The organism is uncultured Bradyrhizobium sp., from assembly GCF_936928535.1.
Taxonomy (GTDB): domain Bacteria; phylum Pseudomonadota; class Alphaproteobacteria; order Rhizobiales; family Xanthobacteraceae; genus Bradyrhizobium.
Window position 1 is genome coordinate 115953 of the sequence record NZ_CAKZHY010000099.1, and the last position, 17907, is coordinate 133859.

A 17907-nucleotide genomic window follows, 5' to 3' on the forward strand; every position below is an offset into this window, starting at 1 on the left:
GATTCCGTTAGTATAAGGACCACCTTCCAGACCCCGTTGCGCGGCCCCGAGATCGCATGTCGAAGCCCAAATCCTTTTTCAAGGCGCTGACCGAGACCGGCCCGCTGATCGCGCTGGGGACGGCGCTCGCGATCCTGGTCTCTGTCGCGGGACCGGCCTCGGCGCAATTCTTCAATTTCCCAGGCTTTGGCGGACCGCCGCAGCGGCAGGCGCCACCGCCGCGCCAAGGCGGCGGTGGATGGTTCGGCGGCGATTTCTTCGCGCCATTCCAGCAACAGCAGCAGCAGGCTCCGCGCCAGGACTTTTCGCGCGCGCCGGCGCCCGCCAAGCGCGAGACCATTCCGGACAAGAACGTGCTGGTGATCGGCGATGCCATGGCCGACTGGCTCGCCTATGGCCTGGAGGACGCCTACACCGAGCAGCCCGACATGGGCGTGATCCGCAAGCACAGGACGACGTCGGGCCTGATCAAATATCAGCCGAAGGGCGAGCCCTCCGATTGGGCCGCCGCGGCGAAGGGCATTCTGGAAACCGAGAAGCCTGACGTCATCGTCGTCATGCTCGGCCTCAACGACCGCATCTCGATCCGCGAACCTGTCACCGACAAGCCGGCGGACAAGGACAAAGACAAGAAGAACGACAAGGGCGCGCGCGCCAAGCCGCAAGGCAAGGGTGACGCCAAGACAAGTGATGCCAAGCCCGGCGATGCCAAGCCGGATGCCGCAGCCAAGCCGGACGACAAGCCTGTCGACACCGACCTGCCGCAGGACGACGCCGATAACGCCGACACACCCGCAGCCGCGCCCGAAAAAGCCGCGCGTAATCCAAATGGCATCTACGAATTCCGCGACGACCGCTGGGTCGAGCTCTACGGCAAGAAGATCGAGGAACTCGCGAACGTCCTGAAGGCCAAGGGCGTGCCGGTGCTCTGGGTCGGCCTGCCCGCGATCCGCGGACCGAAGGGCACTGCGGACATGCTGTTCCTGGATTCGCTCTATCGCGAAGGCGCAGCCAAGGCCGGCATCACCTATGTCGACGTTTGGGACGGCTTTGTCGACGAGGCCGGCCGCTTCCTGCAGAAGGGCCCTGACTTCGAAGGCCAGATCCGTCAGCTGCGTAGCGGCGACGGCGTCTATTTCACCAAGCCCGGCGCGCGCAAACTCGCACACTATGTCGAACGCGAGATCACGCGTCTGCTTGCCGGCCGCTCGGGCCCGATCGCCCTGCCGAGCGAACCGGCGACGCCCGACACCAATGCCGAGCCCGGCAAGCCGCCGCCGCGGCCGCTCGCCGGCCCGATCGTCCCGCTGGTTGCGGCCTCGATCTCGACCGATCAATTGCTGGGTGGACCCGGCACGCGTCCCGCCTCCGTCGATGCGCTCGCAGCGCGGACGCTGGTGAAGGGCGAGCCGCTAGCCGCGCCCGCGGGTCGTGCGGATGACTATTCCTGGCCGCGCCGCGAGGTCGGCCGCGAGCAGGCCAAGGGCGATACGCCTGTTGCGGCGACGACGCCCGACGGTGCTGCCCCCGGAGCGTCCGGCATGCCCGGTGCCGCCGCTGCGATCGCACCTCCCAAGCCGCTCGCACCGAAGAGGCCGCCGCCGCAGCCGGCACAGGCAACCCCGTCCTTACGCGATTTCTTCGGCTTCGGCTCGCCGCAACCCGCGCCGCGTCAACTTGCGCCGGCGCCGCGCAACCCGAATCCGGGCCCCGCGATCCCGCGTCCGCCCGGCAATGTCGGGCGTTCGGCTGAAGTGGTTCGGTAATTCATCTCGAGTCCCGGACGCGGCGCATCACCTCTTGGTGATGCGGCGCAGAGCCGGGGCACGAGTGACATGACGGCGCGGCTATTAGCCGTAGTACCGCCAGCGCGGCGGCGGACGACGTGCGGGGCGCGACATCAGAAGCGCGAGCGCGAAGCCGATGCCGCCGGCAACCAGCAGCGCGCCGAGCGGATTGTCCTGCACCTTTTGCGAGATCGCCTGCGAGCCGCCGCGGATTGTGTCGCCGCTGTTCTCGTAGGCATCCTTGGCGTAGCTCGTGGCGGTGTCCGCGGCGTCTCGCACGGCATCCTTGGCCTGGCCGTAGAGATTCTGCACGGTGCCGGCGGCTTCACGTGCCTTGCCCGACGCCTGTGTCTGCGCATCGCCTGCGAGATCGCCGACGGCGCCTTCTGCGCGCCCAGCGAATTCCTTGGCTGATCCGACGATCCTGTCCTTGTCCATGATGCTCCTCCTCGGGGGTCTGCCCCAAGTAACCGATCAGGAGGAGCGCAGTTCCACGCCTTTGCGAAAGTGTAGATCGCTACAGGATCAACCCGCCATCGACGACCAGCGTCTGTCCAATAATGTACGCAGACAACGGCGAGGCCAGGAACAGGGCTGCGCCCGCCATATCGGCCGGCGTGCCCAATCGCCGCAGCGGAATGCGTGACAATGCGCCTTCGAGCCGCTTGGGATTGTCGGTCGTCACCTTCGTCATCTTGGTATCGACGAGGCCGGGCGCGATGCCGTTGACGCGGATGCCGTCCTCCGCCCAGGCCTCGCCCAAAGTCCGCGTCAAGCCGACCGCGCCGGTCTTCGAGGCGTTATAGGCCGGATTGCCCATGGTGGAATGATAGGCCGCGGTGGAGGATACCATGATCAGCGCGCCCTTCGAATCCCGCAACATGGAATGAAACCGCGTCGCGCACGCCATCAAGCTCATCAGATTGACCTCAACGACCTTGCGGAAGCCCGCCATCTCGAACTCGCCGCGGCGATAGATCACCGCGCCCTGCGCGAGCACGAGGATGTCAAGCTTGTCGAACGACGGCTTGAACGCTTCGATCGCACCCGCATTGCTGACGTCGAGCTGCGCATAAGCAAGACCGGTGAGATCGGAGCCTTCCTCCGCGCGATATTCCGTCGCGCGAGCGCGCGTGCCGCACACGGCAACAGCAGCCCCCCTCGCGCGAAAAGCTTGCGCGATGCCGTTGCCGATCCCGCTGGAACCACCGACGACCAGCGCCTGCTTGCCGGAGAAATCGAGCTCGTTCGCCATCGCGGCCTCCCGTTTTATCTTGCTTGTTTGACCTGCCCTCGGATCGATGCCAGCCTTGTCCATCTCATAACAAGAAACAAGAGACACGAGGAAACAGCATGCCCGAGTTCAAAGAGCTCAGCCGCTCCGTGAAAGGCCTGACCGTTCTCGTCACCGGCGCCGCCAGCGGCATGGGGCGCGCCACTGCGCGGCTGTTCGCAGCCGAAGGTGCCAACGTCGCAGCCACCGATTACGACGAGCAAGGCGCACATGCGGTCGCTAAGGAGATCGCAGCGAGCGGTGGAACGGCCAAGGCATGGAAGCTCGACGTCGCCGACGGCGCCGAGATCAAGGGCGTGGTCGGCGATGTCGCCGCGCATTTCGGTGGCCTCGACGTGATCGTCAACAACGCCGGCATTTCGGTCCGCGTCGCGATCGACGACGAGGGTTATGAAGATGCCTGGGCCAAGGGCATCGCCGTGATGCTGACGGCGCATCCACGCATCATCCGCGCCGCGCTGCCTCACTTGCGCAAATCGAAGTGCCCGCGCATCGTCAACATCGCCTCCACCGAGGCGCTGGGCGCTACCGCATTGCACAGCCCCTATTCGGCCGCGAAGGGCGGCGTCGCGAGCCTGACGCGCTCGCTCGCGGTCGAGCTCGGCCGCGAGGGCATCACCGTCAACTGCATCTGCCCGGGTCCGATCCGGACCGCCATCACCGACCGCATCTCGGAAGAGCACAAGACCATCTATGCCAAGCGCCGCACCGCCCTCGGCCGCTACGGCGACCCCGAAGAAGTCGCGCACATGACGCTGAGCCTGTGCCTGCCAGCGGCGTCCTTCCTCACCGGCGCGGTGATCCCGGTCGACGGCGGGTTGATGGCGCGGAATGCGTAAGAGCCATGCGCGCCGGCCGTTGACATCATCAGATGCGGGAGTAGCTTTTTTGGTCATTGGTCAGCAGAGCGGGACCAACCGCTCGCGGTCCGCGGGAGAGACGCCATGACGATCGCCATCCGGCAGCTTCAGACGCATTTTGTCGGCGAGGTTTCCGGCCTCGACCTGCGAAAGCCGCTCACGCCGGATGAGGCCCGCGAGATCGAGTCGGCGATGGATCGATATGCGGTGCTCGTCTTCCACGACCAGGACATCACCGACGAGCAGCAGATGGCCTTTGCGCTGAATTTCGGTCAGCGCGAGGATGCACGCGGCGGCAACATTACCAAGGCGAGCGAATACCGCCTCAGCTCCGGCTTGAACGATGTTTCGAACCTCGACAAGGATGGCAAGCCGCTCGCCAGGGACAGCCGCGCCAATCTGTTCAATCTCGGCAACTGCCTGTGGCACTCCGACAGTTCGTTCCGCCCGATCCCGGCAAAGTTCTCGCTGCTGTCGGCGCGCGTGGTGAACCCGAAGGGCGGCAACACCGAGTTCGCCGACATGCGCGCGGCCTATGACGCGCTGGATGACGAGACCAAGGCCGAGATCGAGGATCTCATCTGCGAGCACTCGCTGATGTATTCGCGGGGATCGCTCGGCTTCACCGAATATACCGACGAGGAAAAGGCGATGTTCAAGCCGGTGCTGCAGCGGCTGGTGCGGACCCATCCCGTACATCGCCGCAAATCGCTCTATCTCTCGTCGCATGCCGGCAAGATCGTCGGTATGAGCATGCCGGAAGGACGGCTGCTGCTGCGCGATCTCAACGAGCACGCGACGCAGGGCGAATTCGTCTACGTCCACAAATGGAAGCTGCATGACCTCGTGATGTGGGACAACCGCCAGACCATGCACCGCGTCCGCCGCTACGACCAGTCGCAGCCCCGCGACATGCGAAGAGCGACGGTGGCGGGGACCGAGCCGACGGTGCAGCAGCAGGCGGCGGAGTAGGTTGTTGTCGTCCCGGCGAAGGCCGGGACCCATAGCCACATGATAGGGTTTTGCGAAGACGGGTCATTGCCAGCCCGCTTCAACAAATTCTGTCTCGGAGTATGGGTCCCGGCCTTCGCCGGGACGACAGTGGAGAGTGTGGCGACAGCAGATAACGCTACGCGTGCCCGGCCTCATTCGACAGCATGCCGGGATCGATGCCGATCTTGCGCAGGGCGCGGCCGTATTTCTCGTCGACGTCGTCGCCGAAGATCAGGTCCGCATCGGCGTCGCAATGCAGCCAGCCGTTGCTCTGGATCTCGGTCTCGAGCTGGCCAGGCCCCCAGCCGGCATAGCCCAGCGCAAGGATGGCGTGCTTGGGGCCGGAGCCATTGGCGATGGCGCGGAGGATATCGACGGTTGCGGTGAGGCAGACGCCGTCGTCGATCCGCAAGGTCGCGTTCTCGATATAGAAATCGCTGGAATGCAGCACGAAGCCGCGGCCGGTGTCGACAGGGCCGCCACGCAGCACCTTCATGCTTTCGGCATTTTCGGGCAGCTTGATGTGCTCGCCCTTCTTGACGATGCCGAGTTGCTCCAAGAGCTCCGGAAAGTCGATGCTGCCCGCGGGATGATTGACGATGATGCCCATCGCGCCCTCGGCGGAATGGGCGCAGAGATAGATCACCGAGCGCTCGAAGCGGGAGTCACCCATCACTGGCATCGCGATCAGGAGCTGGCCGTCGAGGTACACGGCGGAATTGGGAAGCCTGGGGCCTGCGCTGCGGGTGCTTTCGCCCGTCCTCTTGCCTGTGGGAGCCATCGGTAAAGCACTCCGGTTTGAATTCCTATCCTGATGTCGGGCCGCCCTGCTGTCAAATCAAGGCTTGCAGAGATATGATTCGAGTGCATCCATCACAAGCAATTCAATGGTTTGGCCAGGGGCGACCCTGTAAAGACGTGCCATGCTGACAAGAGTTCCCCTGCATGCGGCGATTGGCGTCGCGACAACCTTGCTTGCGTCGTTGCTGGCGATAACTGCCCATGCCGACGATTCGTCGCCGTGGCAGCGCGACGGACATTCCGCGGTACGGTTGCTCGCGGGATCGCGCACGGGCAACGTCCTGCTCGGCGGTATCGCGTTCCAGATCCAGCCCGGCTGGAAGACCTACTGGCGCATGCCGGGCGACTCAGGCGTTCCGCCGCGGTTCGATTTCTCCAAATCGGACAATGTCGACGCGGTGACCGTGATGTGGCCGGCGCCGCAGAAATTCGACGACGGTGCGGGCGGCCATTCGATCGGCTATCACGACCAGATCGTGCTGCCCTTGCGCATCGTCGCCAAGGCGGCCGACAAGCCGGTGACCCTGCGCGCCGAGATCAATTACGCGGTTTGCGAAAAGCTCTGCATTCCCGTCGAGGCCAATGTCGAGCTCGGCTTCAACAACGTCGCATCGACCGAAGACGCCAATTTGCGCGCAGCGCTCGACACGGTGCCGAAGCCCGCCAATGTCGGCGACCCCAATCCGCTGACCATCCGCGACGTCAAGCGCGACGGGCCCAAGAACGTTGTGGTCGATGTCGTTGCGCCCGAGAACAGCAAGGTCAATCTGTTCGTGGAAGGGCCGACGCCGGAGTGGTCGCTGCCCATTCCTGATCCGGTCGAGCACAGTCCGCCCGGCGTGAAGCGATTTTCCTTCGAGCTCGACGGATTGCCGCCGGGCGTCAAGCCCGATGCCGCCGCGCTGAAATTCACGCTGGTGGGGCCGGACAAGTCGTACGAGTTCAATACGAATTTGGAGTGAGTTGCGGACGACGCGAGTGAGTTGCTCCGCCGGCGCTCCACATACAGCCGTCGTCCCGGACAAGCGCGCCTCAAGCGCGCGCCGATCCGGGACCCATACGCCGCAGCGATCGTCTTGCGAAGATTCGGAGTTGCCAGCCGGCGCAGCAACTTCTCCCTGGTGTTATGGGTCCCGGATCTGCGCTTACGCTTGTCCGGGACGGTGGGTGGCGCCACGGCGCGCCCCACCCAACCGAATCTTAACGAATGGTTGCTAATCCCTCGCCTGCCGCAGCATGCGGACGACTGGGGATCTCGACTTGGCCGTGATGGATGCAGAACCCGCAACGACCGGACAGGCCGGGCTGATCGCGCGGCTGCGCGGAAAACTGACGGGGGGCTCGCGCGAAGCATCGCTGACGCGTCGGCTCGCCGGCACCATCTTCATCATCCGTGTCATCAGCGCGGGACTCGCCTATTTCTCGCAGGTGCTGCTCGCCCGCTGGATGGGCACGTCCGACTACGGCATCTACGTCTATGTCTGGACCTGGGTGCTGCTGCTCGGCAGCATGATGGATTTCGGCATCTCCGCGTCCGCTCAAAAGATCATTCCGGAATATCGTGCCAGCGGCGATCTTACCTTGCTGCGCGGCTTTCTCTCCGGCAGCCGCTGGCTGACCTTCGCCGTCTCGGCGCTGGTGTCGCTTGCGCTTGCGGGCATCGTCAGGCTTCTCTCGCCATGGATCGATCCGGCCGAGCAGCTGCCGCTCTATATCGGCTGCATGACGCTGCCCGCCTTCGTCGTCGCCAACACCCAGGACGGCATCGCGCGCTCGCATGACTGGATGCAGCTCGGCCTGATGCCGCAATTCATCATCCGCCAGGGACTGATCATCGGCATCACCGCCGGTGCCTTTCTGCTCGGCTATCATCTCGGCGCCGTCGCGGCGATGGTGGCGAGCGCAGGCGCGGTGTGGATCGCGATGACCGGACAGATGGTCGTGCTGAACCGCCGGCTCGCCAATCACATCGCCCCGGGTCCCAAGGCCTACGACATCGGCGGCTGGCTCGCGATCTCGCTGCCGATTCTCCTGGTCGAGAGTTTTTACCTGCTGCTCTCCTACACCGACGTGCTGGTGCTGCAGCAATTCCGTCCTTCCGACGAGGTCGGCGTCTATTTCGCTGTCGTGAAGACGCTGGCGCTGGTGTCGTTCATTCACTACGCGATGTCGGCAACGACGGCGCATCGCTTCGCCGAATACAACGCCAGCGGCGACAAGGCGCGCCTGTCGGCCTATGTCGCGCATGCCATCGTCTGGACGTTCTGGCCGTCGCTGGCGGCAACCATCGTGCTGCTTGCCCTCGGCAAGCCGCTGCTCTGGCTGTTCGGGCCGCAATTCGTTGTCGGCTACGACATCATGTTCGTCGCCGCTGTCGGCCTCGTGGTGCGCGCCGCGATCGGCCCCGTGGAGCGTCTGCTCAACATGCTGGGTGAGCAGAAGATTTGCGCGCTCGCCTACGCGCTGGCGTTCGTGATGAACGTCGTGCTCTGCATCGCGCTGGTGCCGCGCTTCGGCGGCCACGGCGCCGCGGCCGCGACCTCGATCTCGCTGACCTTCGAGACCGTTCTGCTGTTCTGGATCGTGCGCCAGCGGCTGGGGCTGCACGTGCTGGCGTTTGGTAAATAGGTACGATGCACGCCGGCCTATGCATTGTTCCGGGGACGACTGTTTCCAGATGAGCACGCGAAACAGGTAAAACGTCTCCCCACCGTGGCCCCGCAGCATAATTTTTCTTATTCTGCCCAACAGGTTGCATCACGGGGAAAGTTTATCCTACGTCATATTGCTCAACTGACGAGATGAACCTAGATTCTGCCGACCATGATTGATCCGCTTTACGTCGCTTCGGGTTTCGGCGTCGGCCTGCTTGTCGGGCTGACCGGCGTGGGAGGCGGCTCATTGATGACGCCGCTGCTGATCCTGCTGTTCGGCATCCATCCGACCACGGCCGTCGGCACCGATCTGCTGTATGCCGCCGCCACCAAGACCGGCGGCAGCGTCGTGCATGGCTTCTCGCGTAGCGTGCACTGGCCGGCAGTGCTGCGGCTGGCCTGCGGCAGCATTCCAGCGAGCGCGCTGACGCTGCTGGTGCTGTGGAAGCTCGATCTCAGAAGCGATGCCGAGCGCGACCTGGTCAATCTGGTGCTGTGCTTCGCGCTGGTCCTCACCGCAACATCGCTGATCTTCCGCAAGTCGATCATGGAACGCTATCGCCGCCGCATGGAACAGCTCGACGAGCGCACCACGGTGATTGCGACCGTCGTCACCGGGATCGTGCTCGGCGTGCTGGTCTCGATCTCGTCGGTCGGCGCCGGCGCTGTCGGCGTGACCGTGCTGCTGTTGCTCTACCCGCGCCTGCCGATGGCGACCATCGTCGGCTCCGACATCGCGCATGCGGTGCCGCTGACGCTTGTGGCGGGCATCGGACATTGGGCGCTCGGCGACGTCGACTGGGGCCTGATGGGCGTGCTGCTGCTCGGCTCGCTGCCGGGGATCATCATCGGCAGCTACAGCGCGACGCGCGTGCCCGAGACGGTGCTGCGCGTGGCGCTCGCCAGCGTCCTCGTCGTGGTGGCCGGCAAGATCATGTTTGCGGAGCTCAACCTGCAATCCGCAATCGTGACGGCGCTGGCCTGGAGCCATTGAGCGGAAGCTGTGCGACGGTCTGGTAGGGTGGGCAAAGCGAAGCGTGCCCACCACCTTCTACGATCGGAGAGAGATGGTGGGCACGGCGCAAATGCGCCTTTGCCCACCCTACGGCTGCGTCGCCTGGAGCGACAGTCGCCGTTACTCCGCGGTCCAGCCGCCGTCGATCGACAGGTTGGTACCCGTGATCTGCGCGGCATCGTCGCTGCACAGGAACAACGCGAGCGCTGCAACCTGCTCGGACGTCACGAACTCCTTGGTCGGCTGCGCGTCGAGCAGCACATCGTTGATGACCTGCTCGCGGGTGAGGTTGCGGGCCTTCATCGTATCCGGGATCTGCTTCTCCACCAGCGGGGTCCAGACATAGCCGGGGCTGATGCAGTTGCAGGTGATCTTGCTGGTTGCGACCTCAAGCGCCACGGTCTTGGTCAGGCCGGCGATGCCGTGCTTGGCCGAGACGTAAGCCGACTTGAAGGGCGAAGCGACCAGCGAGTGCGCCGAGGCCGTGTTGATGATGCGGCCCCAGCCCTTCTTCTTCATGCCGGGCACCGCGGCGCGGATGGCGTGGAAGGCCGAGGACAGGTTGATCGCGATGATCTGGTCCCACTTCTCCGGCGGGAATTCCTCGATCGGCGAGACGAACTGGATGCCTGCATTGTTGACGAGGATGTCGACCGAGCCGAACGACTTTTCGCCAAGTGCGATCATGCCGGCGATCTCGGCCGGCTTGGTCATGTCGGCGGGCGAGTAGACGGACTTCACGCCGAAATCAGATTCGATCTTGGCGCGCTCCTTCTCGATGTCCTCGGGCGAGCCGAAGCCGTTGATGACGACATTGGCGCCGGCAGCGGCAAAGGCGCGCGCGTAAGCAAGGCCGATGCCGCTGGTCGAGCCGGTTACGACGGCGTTCTTGCCTGACAGAGTACCCATGTTATTCGCTCCTTTTTGGCGGGGGCGCGGTGACGTCCCCCGTGAGATCGTAGGTCACCATGGTCTCGCCGGACTGCGGCCGCTCGAGCCATTCCTTGTGGCGCATCGACAGATGCACGTCCCGCACGCCGCTTTCCCAGTGCTCGACCATGGCGACATGGGAGAAGTCGTAGTCCTTGGACGAGGATTCGTAGTTCTTGCTGCGATAGATCAGATGCACCACCGTGACAGTGCTCTCACGGGAGACCTTCGCGAGGAATTCGACGGACGGGTCGTTCTTGAGATAATCGGGCAATTTGGCAATGAGGTCGCGCGCCGCCCTGCGGGCGTTGTGCAACTGCTTGTTCTTGTCGGTGTTCATCCGCGTGCGGCTGGAGAAGCGGATGTCCTTCTCGCGTTCGGTGGCTTCGAGCAGCGAGTTCGGCAGATCGCCGCGGGCGCTGAACAAATCGACCTGGAAGATCAGCATGTCGCGATCGATTTCGGCATCGAGCACGAAGTCGAGCGGTGTGTTGGAGGCGATGCCGCCATCCCAATAATGCTCGCCGTCGATCACGACCGACGGAAACCCCGGCGGCAGCGCGCCCGAGGCCATGATGTGCTCGGGACCGATCAGCTTGCCGAACTTCTTGAACTCGTAATTGTCGAAATATTTGAAATTGCCGGAGGTGACGCTGACGGCGCCGACCGAAAGCCGCGTCTTCAGATCGTTGATGCGATCGAAGTCGACGAGACGCTCCAGCGTCTTCTTCAGCGGCGCGGTGTCGTAATAGCTCTCGGCCTGCGGACTGCCCGGCGGCCATAGCGGCGCGGGCGGCACACGCGGCGTGAAGAAGCCGGGCACGCCGAAGGTCGCGATCAGGGCCGCGCTGGTGGAATTGAACAGCTCGCGGCTGTGATCGCTCTTGCCGATCGGCTTCCAAGGCACCGGCGCGGACACCATCTCCCAGAATTCCTTGAGCCGCTTGACCCTGATGGGGCCCTCATTGCCGGCGATGATGGCGGCGTTGACCGCGCCAATCGAGATGCCGGCAACCCATTCGGGCTCGAAGTCGAAATGGCACAGCGCCTGATAGGCGCCCGCCTGATAAGAGCCGAGCGCGCCACCGCCCTGGAGAACCAGGACGCGTTGCGCGTTCGCGGGGACTGTTGCGACTTCGGGGCTATGATCGGTCATAAGGGGACATTAGCAAATAATCGCAAAACGCGAGCCACCGTGGCGACAGTCTGTCGCGACGTCAATGCACCCTGGATCAAGTCTGGCTTATCGGGGATCGGTCGACGCCAGGATCATGGTCCAGAACACCTTGTATTTGGTGCCCGGAGCATAGCTCGCCGCGATGCCCAATTTTGTGACACCGCTCTTGAGCATGTTGGCGCGGTGCGGAGGCGAGTCGCGCCAGCCGGAAAATGCTTCCGCCAGCGTATGATAGCCGGCCGAGATGTTCTCGACCGCAACGGTTGCCGGATAGCCGCCGGCATTAAGCCGCTTGCCGAGGGGGGCGCGGACGTCATGGTCCATCTTGTTGGCGGCGGCCATGGCGCCCGATTGGGACTCGGCGAGCCGCATCAATTCGGGGTCGACCTCGACGGCGCCGAGCCCGTTGTTCTGGCGATATTGCGAGATCATGATCGCGGCGGCCGGCGCATCGAGCTTGGCGCCCGGGACCGCCATATCCGCATACATCGACGGCTGCTGGACCGGCGCTTCATTGCCGGCGCAGCCGGCGAGAAGCAAAGTGAGAAGGATCGCGGCCGCAGCGCGCATGTTCAGGGGCCCCCAATGAGGGGCCGTTGTTGCATACCAACCGTGGCTGAAAGGTGAATTTTGAGGAAAAATCGATCCAGCGGCGGCACGGTCCCGGCGGGACTAACCGGGAACCATGGCGCGTCAGTCCGCAAAACTACTGCCGCGGTGCCGCTACGAAGTCTTCATCGTGTGGATGCCGCATTCCGTCTTGGCGCGGCCGCGCCAGCGTCCGGCGCGTTCGTCCTCGCCTTCGGCCGTTCTGCTGGTGCAAGGCATACACCCGACCGAGCGAAAACCCGATGCCGCAAGCGGGTGACGCGGCAATTTGGCGCCGACGAAGATCGCCTCGAGTTCCTCGCGGGAGACGTTGGCGAACGGGTTGAACTTCAACCGCGCGCCATCGTCCTCGACGACGGGAATATCGGCGCGCGTATTGCCCTGGAATCGCTTGCGACCATTGAGCCAGGCCGAGAACGGCGCGAGTGCACGCGCGAGCGGCTCGACCTTGCGGATACGGCAGCAAGCATCGGGATCGGAGAACCAGAGGTCGCGGTCCGGATCTTCGCGCGTCAGCGTCTCCTCGGCAGGCTTGATCGAGCGAACGTCCTTCAAGCCAAGCGTTTCGACCAGCGTATCGCGATAGGCCAGCGTCTCCTCAAACAGCCAGCCGGTGTCGAGAAAGATCACCGGAATTGCGGGATCAACGTCCGAGGCGACCTTCAGCAGCGTCGCGGATTCCGTGCCGAAGGACGACACCAGCGCGAGCTTTTCACGGCCGACAGTCTTGAGCGCCGCGGCGATGATCTCCGCGGGCGCAGCATCGCGTAACGCGCGATCCAGCTCCTCCGCCGAAGGCAGCGCGGAGACGGACGTCGACGATATCTGGGGCGCAACCGCGTTCACGTACCGACACCCTCGGAGTGACGCAGTTGCATGCGCCGGTGCAAGGCCGTGATGCGGCCATCGCCGGTCGGCTGGTAGAACACCGAATAGCGCTTCGCGGTCTGCATGAAGGCTTCCGCGTCGGCCTGCTTCTTGACCTCGAAGGAATCGAAGCCGGCGCGCAGCATGAACACGAACTGGTCGCGCAAGATCTGGCCCGTGGCGCGCAGATCGCCGCGGTAATTGTAACGCTCACGCAGCAAGCGCGCCTGGCTGTAGGCGCGCCCGTCGCGGAAGGTCGGGAACACCAGCGCGACAGTGGCGACCTTGCCGAGATACGGCACGAGCTCGTCGATATCGCGGTTGTTCGGCCAGATCACGCCGACCTTGCCGGCGCGCTTGAGCAGCGCATCCGCCTCGGCGATGAAACGCTCGGCCGGCACCAGCACGTCGCCGCTCTCGGGCAGCGGCGTGTCGACGGCCAGCTTGACGAAACTATCGTCGGCGATTTTTCCGCCGTTAACGAGTGGCATAGACGCGCTCCTTGAAGGGTTCGACACCGAGCCGCTTCACCGTGTCGATGAACAGCTCGTCGGGCCGCTCGCGCAGCGCAAGATAGGCTTCCACGACGTCTTCGATGACGTCGGCGACCTCGTCGAACTTGACGCCGGGGCCGATCAGATTGCCGAGCGCGGCGCCCTCGTCGGCACGGCCGCCGATGGTGATCTGGTAGACCTCCTCGCCGTTCTTCTCGACGCCGAGAATGCCGATATGGCCGACATGGTGGTGGCCGCAGGCATTGATGCAGCCGGAGATGTTGATGTGCAGCCGGCCGATCAGGTTGGCGAGTTCGTGATTGGCGAAGCGCCGTGTCAGCTCCTGCGCGATCGGGATCGAGCGCGCATTGGCCAGCGAGCAATAGTCGAGACCCGGGCAGGCGATGATGTCGGTGATCAGGTTGACGTTCGGCGTCGCGAGCCCGAGCTTGTCGAGCGCCTTCCACAGCGCCGGCAAATCGCGCTTTGCGACATGCGGTAGCGCCAGGTTCTGCTCGTGGCCAACGCGGATCTCACCGAAGGAATATTTGTCGGCGAGATCGGCCAGCGCATCCATCTGATCGGCCGTGGCGTCGCCCGGAGGCGCGCCGATCGGCTTCAGCGAGATCGTGACGATGGAGTAGCCCTGCACCTTGTGCGGGGCGACCGAGTTCTTGCGCCACGCCTCGAAGTCCGCGTCCGCAGCCGCCTGACGCAGCTCATCCGGCATGTGCGGCAGCTTCTCGTAGGCAGGATAGCTGAAGCGCGAGCGGATATCCTCGATCACCTCGTCGTCGATCTGGAGCGAGGAATTGCGAATATGCTGCCACTCCTCCTCGACCTCGCGCGAGAATTTCTCGATGCCGAGCTCGTGCACCAGAATCTTGATGCGCGCCTTGTAGATGTTGTCGCGGCGGCCATACTGATTGTAGACGCGCAGGATCGCCTCGATATAGCTGAGGATGTCGCGACCATGCACGAAGTGCTTGATGGTCTTGCCGATGAACGGCGTGCGGCCGAGACCGCCGCCGACCAGAACCTCGAAACCGGTCTCGCCCTTCTCGTTCTTGATCAGCTTGAGCCCGATGTCGTGGATCTTGATCGCGGCGCGGTCGTGGTCCGATGCGGTGATCGCGATCTTGAACTTGCGCGGCAGGAAGGAGAATTCCGGATGCAGCGTGGTGTGCTGGCGGATCAGTTCCGACCAGATGCGCGGATCCTCGATCTCGCCCGGCGCGACGCCGGCCCACTGGTCCGAGGTGACGTTGCGCATGTTGTTGCCGGACGTCTGCATCGCGTGGATGCCGACCTTGGCGAGATCTTCCAGCGCGTCCGGCAGCTCGGCGAGCTTGATCCAGTTGAACTGGATGTTCTGCCGCGTGGTGAAATGGCCATAGCCGCGGTCATATTTGCGCGCGACATGGGCGAGCGCCCGCAACTGGTTCGACGCCAGCGTCCCGTAGGGGATCGCGACGCGGAACATGTAGGCGTGCAGTTGCAGATAGACGCCGTTCTGCAGGCGCAGGATCTTGAACTCATCCTCGGTGAGTTCGCCCGAGAGGCGGCGCTTCACCTGGTCGCGGAACTCCGAGACGCGCTCGTTGACGAGCGTGCGGTCGATTTCGTCGTAAGCGTACATCAGCGAATGCCTTAAACCTGGGCCGACTGACCAATGGTCACACCGGTGCGGCGGATCTGTTCGCGCAGATTGCCGGGTTCGATCTTGCCGTCGGCGCCGACCTGCACCGGAGCGATATAGGGACCGATCGCGCCGACGTCATCGGCAACCGACTCCGCAAGCAACGCCTTGGCCTCGTCCGAATTGCGCACGATCGCGGCTTCCGAGAGGTCCGCGGACCAGCTCTTGGCCGCGGTTCGGTACACCACGATGCCGTCCCAAGTCCGGTTGGCGGTCACGACCGAAGGGCCGGCGATTTTGATCTTCTTCTGTTCAAGCGGGGAGGTCATTCGGCTGCATCCAATAGGTCAGAGATGATTTGGGTTGGTGTTTGACGGTGAAGCGACCCGGCATGCCGGACCACGTCGCCGATGATGAGGATCGCGGGACCGCCATCGGTCTGCCGCACGAGCTCTGGCAGGTCGCGCAGCAAGCCGATCGCGCCTTGCGCGTCCGGCCGCGTGACGCGGGCGAACACACCGACCGGCGTTTCCGGCGAGCGGCCGGCGGCGAACAAGCCCGCGCGCACGGCAGCTGCCGCGGTCATGCCCATGTAAACAACGACGGTCATCCTGGTGTCGGTCAGCGTCGACCAGTCGACGGTCTCGGCATCGCGCGCCTTGTGCGCGGTGAGGAAGGTGATGCGGGTGGCTTCATGACGGTATGTGAGCGGCACCTCGAAATCGGCAGCGCCGCCGAGCCCCGCCGTAATGCCGGGAATGATCGAATAGGCAACACCCGCTGCGCGCAGCGCTTCCACCTCTTCGCCGCCGCGGCCGAACACGAAGGGATCACCACCCTTCAACCGCACGACGCGCCGTCCTGATAGCGCGGCCTCGATCATGCGCTTGTTGATGGCGTCTTGGCCGATGCCGGGCTTGCCGACGCGGCGGCCGACCGGGACGCGCGTCGTATCGCGCCGGATGCGATCGAGAATTTCGCTCGAGACCAGCTCGTCATGGAAGACGATGTCGGCATCCTGCAACGCGCGCAGCGCCTTGATGGTGAGCAAGTCGGGGTCGCCGGGACCGGCGCCGACCAGTGCGACCGAGCCTTGCGGCTTGTCGGCACGCGCGAAATCGGACGGATCGGAAATTGCGCCCAGCGCCGCGCTCGCGTCGGCTTTGCGGCCGGCCAGCACGGCAGCGCCGATCGGGCCGTCGACGACGCGCTCCCAGAAACGTCGGCGCAGCGGAAACTCGGCGATGCGCTCGTTGATGGACTTGCGGAAGCCGCCGATGAACTCGGCGAGCTCACCGATGCGGGCCGGCAGCAGCGCCTCGATCTTCTCGCGCACGCGCCGCGCCACCACCGGCGAAGTGCCGCCGGTGCCGACCGCGACCACGACATCGCCGCGATCGACGATCGCCGGGAAGATGAAACTGGAATGCTCGAGATCGTCCATGACGTTGACGGGCAGACCAAGCGATTTTGCACGCGCCGACATCGCCACGCCGATATCGCCCGCACCCGCGCAGACGATCGCGATCACGTTGGCAAGATCCGATGTGAGCGGATCGTCCGGCGCGATCTCGATCCGCGCCGCGGCCTCCGTGCTCAGGCCCAGCTCATGATTGCCATCGATCGCATGCAGGCGGATCCGCGCACCGGCAGCGGCGAGCACGCGCAATTTTGCGCGCAAAAGCTCGCCCGCGCCGATGAGGACCACCGGACCGGCCTTGAGATCGAGAAACACCGGCAAGAACCGCATGCGATACTCGCTTCCCCCAATTCGGGGTTGACTGGAATTATTTTCTATATATGTGTCGTTTCTAGCGCGCAAAGAGAAAATTTTTTCTTCTCTTCTGCACTGCAACTATAGAAAATTCGCCTCCAAACGCAAAGTGGCAGAGATGCATCTTCTCAAGGATAATTCTGGTGCAGACGGGCGGGATCCACGCGCCCTCGTTTCCGAGCAAATTCCCGTCGAGCTGACGGCGCCCAGCATGGACCATCTCGACCAGCTCGAGGCCCAGAGCATCTACATTTTCCGCGAGGCCTTTGCCCGTCTGAAGAAGATCGCCCTGCTGTGGTCGCTCGGCAAGGATTCCAACGTGATGATCTGGCTGGCGCGCAAGGCCTTCTTGGGCCGCGTGCCGTTCCCGGCGCTCCATGTCGACACCGGCAAGAAGTTTCCGGAGATGTATCGTTTCCGCGATCATTACGGGAAAGAGTGGGAGCTCGATCTACGCGTCGAGCCCTGCCCGCCCATCGATGCCGTCGACCCGACGCTGCCGCCGGCCGCCCGTTCCGCCGCGCGCAAGACCGAAGGTCTCAAGATGGCGCTGGCCAAATACGGCTTTGACGGACTGATCGCCGGCATCCGCCGCGACGAGGAAGCCACCCGCGCCAAGGAGCGCGTGTTCTCGCCGCGCGGTCTCGAAGGCAATTGGGACGTCCGCGACCAGCCGCCGGAATTCTGGGATCATTTCAACGCTTCGCCGCCGCAAGGCGCGCATCTGCGCATCCATCCGATCCTGCATTGGACCGAGGCCGACATCTGGGCCTACACCAAGCGCGAGAACATCCCGATCATCCCGCTCTACCTCGCCAAGGACGGCAAGCGCTATCGCTCGCTGGGCGATCAGGACATCACCAATCCGGTCGCTTCAAACGCGTCGAACATCGACGAGATTTTGATCGAGCTCGAACAGACCAAGGTGCCGGAGCGTGCCGGCCGCGCGCTCGACCACGAGACCGAAGACGCTTTCGAGCGCCTGCGCGTCGCCGGCTATCTCTGATTCAAGG

The 17907-nt window shown here is 64.2% G+C and carries 18 protein-coding genes; 7 read left to right on the top strand and 11 right to left on the bottom strand.

Annotation, left to right across the window (positions count from 1 at the left end):
- Positions 1 to 56 precede the first annotated feature (56 nt).
- The gene (locus tag Q0687_RS21615; protein WP_298881001.1) at positions 57 to 1766 is read left to right on the top strand and encodes an SGNH family hydrolase; all 1710 of its coding nucleotides are present in this window, start codon (positions 57 to 59) and stop codon (positions 1764 to 1766) included.
- 84 nt (positions 1767 to 1850) lie between these two features.
- On the opposite strand, the gene Q0687_RS21620 is transcribed toward Q0687_RS21615, so the two are convergent.
- A complete protein-coding gene (locus Q0687_RS21620; protein ID WP_298881003.1) occupies positions 1851 to 2225 on the bottom strand; it encodes a CsbD family protein in 375 nt (124 codons plus the stop codon).
- Between the two features lie 79 nt (positions 2226 to 2304).
- Positions 2305 to 3042, bottom strand: a complete 738-nt coding sequence (locus Q0687_RS21625; protein ID WP_298881005.1) for an SDR family oxidoreductase — start codon at positions 3040 to 3042, stop codon at positions 2305 to 2307.
- A 98-nt stretch (positions 3043 to 3140) separates the two neighbouring features.
- Here Q0687_RS21625 and Q0687_RS21630 point away from each other — a divergent pair, with 98 nt between their 5' ends.
- Both Q0687_RS21630 and Q0687_RS21635 read left to right on the top strand, forming a co-directional pair.
- Entirely contained in the window at positions 3141 to 3920 is a 780-nt protein-coding gene (locus Q0687_RS21630; RefSeq protein ID WP_298881008.1) for an SDR family NAD(P)-dependent oxidoreductase, read from the top strand.
- A gap of 105 nt (positions 3921 to 4025) precedes the next feature.
- On the top strand, positions 4026 to 4913 hold the full coding sequence (locus Q0687_RS21635; RefSeq protein ID WP_298881011.1) for a TauD/TfdA family dioxygenase: 888 nt from the start codon (positions 4026 to 4028) through the stop codon (positions 4911 to 4913).
- A 157-nt stretch (positions 4914 to 5070) separates the two neighbouring features.
- Here the strand turns inward: Q0687_RS21635 and Q0687_RS21640 are convergent, their stop codons facing one another.
- Positions 5071 to 5715, bottom strand: a complete 645-nt coding sequence (locus Q0687_RS21640) for a YqgE/AlgH family protein (protein ID WP_298881014.1) — start codon at positions 5713 to 5715, stop codon at positions 5071 to 5073.
- Positions 5716 to 5857: 142 nt separating this feature from the next.
- Between Q0687_RS21640 and Q0687_RS21645 the strand changes: the two genes are divergently transcribed.
- From Q0687_RS21645 to Q0687_RS21655, 3 genes are all read left to right on the top strand, one after another.
- Positions 5858 to 6697 (top strand): protein-disulfide reductase DsbD domain-containing protein, encoded by an 840-nt coding sequence (locus Q0687_RS21645; protein ID WP_298881016.1) that lies wholly within the window; start codon positions 5858 to 5860, stop codon positions 6695 to 6697.
- Positions 6698 to 6995: 298 nt separating this feature from the next.
- A complete protein-coding gene (locus Q0687_RS21650; RefSeq protein WP_298881019.1) occupies positions 6996 to 8363 on the top strand; it encodes a polysaccharide biosynthesis C-terminal domain-containing protein in 1368 nt (455 codons plus the stop codon).
- 195 nt (positions 8364 to 8558) lie between these two features.
- Positions 8559 to 9383, top strand: coding sequence for a sulfite exporter TauE/SafE family protein (locus Q0687_RS21655; protein ID WP_298881020.1), 825 nt, complete (start codon positions 8559 to 8561; stop codon positions 9381 to 9383).
- Positions 9384 to 9524: 141 nt separating this feature from the next.
- On the opposite strand, the gene Q0687_RS21660 is transcribed toward Q0687_RS21655, so the two are convergent.
- The 8 genes from Q0687_RS21660 to cysG all read right to left on the bottom strand — a co-directional run bounded on the left by Q0687_RS21660 (position 9525) and on the right by cysG (position 16870).
- On the bottom strand, positions 9525 to 10313 hold the full coding sequence (locus Q0687_RS21660; protein ID WP_298881023.1) for a 3-hydroxybutyrate dehydrogenase: 789 nt from the start codon (positions 10311 to 10313) through the stop codon (positions 9525 to 9527).
- A gap of 1 nt (position 10314) precedes the next feature.
- Positions 10315 to 11490 carry a patatin-like phospholipase family protein gene (locus Q0687_RS21665; RefSeq protein ID WP_298881026.1) on the bottom strand — a complete coding sequence of 392 codons (1176 nt, stop codon included), beginning with the start codon at positions 11488 to 11490 and terminating at the stop codon, positions 10315 to 10317.
- A gap of 87 nt (positions 11491 to 11577) precedes the next feature.
- Positions 11578 to 12081: a CAP domain-containing protein gene (locus Q0687_RS21670; protein ID WP_298881029.1), complete on the bottom strand. Its 504-nt coding sequence runs from the start codon at positions 12079 to 12081 to the stop codon at positions 11578 to 11580.
- Positions 12082 to 12234: 153 nt separating this feature from the next.
- Positions 12235 to 12966 (bottom strand): phosphoadenylyl-sulfate reductase, encoded by a 732-nt coding sequence (locus Q0687_RS21675; RefSeq protein WP_298881031.1) that lies wholly within the window; start codon positions 12964 to 12966, stop codon positions 12235 to 12237.
- Positions 12963 to 13478, bottom strand: a complete 516-nt coding sequence (locus Q0687_RS21680; protein WP_298881033.1) for a DUF934 domain-containing protein — start codon at positions 13476 to 13478, stop codon at positions 12963 to 12965. The genes Q0687_RS21675 and Q0687_RS21680 overlap by 4 nt, the downstream gene beginning before the upstream one ends.
- Complete coding sequence (locus tag Q0687_RS21685; RefSeq protein ID WP_298881036.1) at positions 13465 to 15120, bottom strand: nitrite/sulfite reductase; 1656 nt, start codon at positions 15118 to 15120, stop codon at positions 13465 to 13467. The genes Q0687_RS21680 and Q0687_RS21685 overlap by 14 nt, the downstream gene beginning before the upstream one ends.
- An 11-nt stretch (positions 15121 to 15131) precedes the next feature.
- Positions 15132 to 15449 carry a DUF2849 domain-containing protein gene (locus tag Q0687_RS21690; protein ID WP_220009091.1) on the bottom strand — a complete coding sequence of 106 codons (318 nt, stop codon included), beginning with the start codon at positions 15447 to 15449 and terminating at the stop codon, positions 15132 to 15134.
- Entirely contained in the window at positions 15446 to 16870 is a 1425-nt protein-coding gene (gene cysG / locus Q0687_RS21695) for a siroheme synthase CysG (RefSeq protein ID WP_298881043.1), read from the bottom strand. The genes Q0687_RS21690 and cysG overlap by 4 nt, the downstream gene beginning before the upstream one ends.
- 235 nt (positions 16871 to 17105) lie before the next feature.
- On the opposite strand from cysG, the gene cysD reads away from it, so the two are divergent.
- Positions 17106 to 17900: a sulfate adenylyltransferase subunit CysD gene (gene cysD / locus Q0687_RS21700; RefSeq protein WP_298881046.1), complete on the top strand. Its 795-nt coding sequence runs from the start codon at positions 17106 to 17108 to the stop codon at positions 17898 to 17900.
- Positions 17901 to 17907: the final 7 nt, after the last annotated feature.